Below are 1631 nucleotides of genomic sequence, written 5' to 3'. Positions count from 1 at the left end.
GTTTTTGAGCTGAGCTTTGCTCTGTTTGTTCGTTTTGTGAATTGAGATCTAACTCTTTTTACAACGCATCTTGTGATTCTTTGTGCCAACGCTCTTGTTTTGCCTCTACTTTTTCTTTAAATTCAAGGTATTTTTGTTTAAACTCCTCTATGCTTATATTTGAGCTTAAAAGCTTTTCATACTCTAAAGAATCTCCAAAATCCACCCACAAAAAAATGCCACCATTTCCAAGTTTGTTTTCGTCCAAAAATTTGCGCAAATCCTTAAGCTCATCATCGCTTAAATTTCTATCTAAGCCCTCTAGTTTTCCTCTTATTGTCGTTTCACCCTCTAAAACAGAATTTGCAACCCTATCATAGAAAGCATAAAAAATTCCACTTTTACTGATAGTGCCGTCTTCATTTGTATAAAACTGAGAACCTATATCTACACCATATCTTTGAAAGATATTCTCACTTTGTTTGAGATTAAGCTCATCGCTATGCAAGTCATAATCATAAAAAGTTATCATACTTTCTATATTTTCATCATTCTTTTTGTTTTTAATCAGCTTTTCTTGATATTCTTCTAGGGTATAAGTTTTTGCGACATTCAAAGTCTTTTTATCATAATCAAAAGCAAAGGGCAAAGTATTGATAATTTCTTCTTGTGTAAAGCCTTTCTTATCTTGCAAATCTTTTGTGAGCTGAGAAAAAAGCTTATAGACATTGTCCATAGTTTTTTGTTTGTCTATACTTGAAAAAAGTGCGTATTCATCTTTATCTACTATCCCAGAGGCATAATGCTTTGGGACAAAAGTTGTGCTAGAGTGTAATTTTTCATAAATTTCATTTTGTGCTGAATTTTTAGTTTCACTAGCTTCTTTAATCCTCGCATTAGAGTTTATATCTTTAAAAGCTGGGATATTATAGCTCGTTTGATTTATAGAATTTATCATTATATCACCCTTTCACTCAAATAAAATCACCACGCTAAAATTCATTTTCTAAGCGTATTTTCTATATCGGATTTATACTTGCCACTGATTTCCTTAATGACGGTATAGTTATTTAACACATTGCTTGATTTAAACCTATACCAAGAACCCGACTTAGGATTTATAACAGCTACGCCATAAGAAAAATATATAAAGCTTTTTCCTCTACTTGTTTTACCTATATTTCTTTTAACCGTATAACCCAAATAATCATTATATGGGTCATTGCCTACTATACTCATTACTTCTATTAATCTCCTTTGACTTGCATAACTATGTTGTCTAGAAGTTTTAGAAACATAACATTCGGTAATATCTATGCCGCACATACCACCAAGTTGCAAAAGCCCTTGTCTATTAAGATAATACAGCTGTCCATCCTCATACCATAAACCAAGCTCTGTCTTCCAGCTAGGCACGGCATAAGCCATAATTTCATCTCTACCAACTGCTTTAAATCCAACAATATACCCACCCACAACTTTACTAGCCTCTTCTTGTGTTAGCACCTTAACCCCAGCTGAGTTATCGCTTAAAGCTCCATTTGTAAGTTTTGCAAGAAAATCATCAGCCAAAGAAAAACTTGTTAGTAAGGCACTAAGAAATGCAATTTTAAAGAATGTTTTTAGCATTTTTAATCCTTGTAATTTAATAT

The 1631-nt window shown here is 32.6% G+C and carries 2 protein-coding genes; both read right to left on the bottom strand.

Translation table 11 applies throughout. The annotated features are described in order from the left end of the window. Positions 1-58: 58 nt before the first annotated feature. Entirely contained in the window at positions 59-937 is an 879-nt protein-coding gene (locus tag DMC01_RS12395; protein ID WP_142694491.1) for a Cj0814 family flagellar-dependent secreted protein, read from the bottom strand. Between the two features lie 41 nt (positions 938-978). Then, positions 979-1608, bottom strand: coding sequence for a hypothetical protein (locus tag DMC01_RS12390; protein WP_185908949.1), 630 nt, complete (start codon positions 1606-1608; stop codon positions 979-981). Positions 1609-1631: the final 23 nt, after the last annotated feature.

The organism is Campylobacter troglodytis (assembly GCF_006864425.1).
Taxonomy (GTDB): Bacteria; Campylobacterota; Campylobacteria; order Campylobacterales; family Campylobacteraceae; genus Campylobacter_D; species Campylobacter_D troglodytis.
Note: the sequence above shows the minus strand (reverse complement) of the source record. Positions and strands in the feature narration are given on the sequence as shown.

What these genes read in the sequence shown, in the direction of transcription:
- DMC01_RS12390 (WP_185908949.1), bottom strand. Translation starts at nt 1,608, where the DNA reads ATGCTAAAAACATTCTTTAAAATTGCATTTCTTAGTGCCTTACTAACA.
- DMC01_RS12395 (WP_142694491.1), bottom strand. Translation starts at nt 937, where the DNA reads ATGATAAATTCTATAAATCAAACGAGCTATAATATCCCAGCTTTTAAA.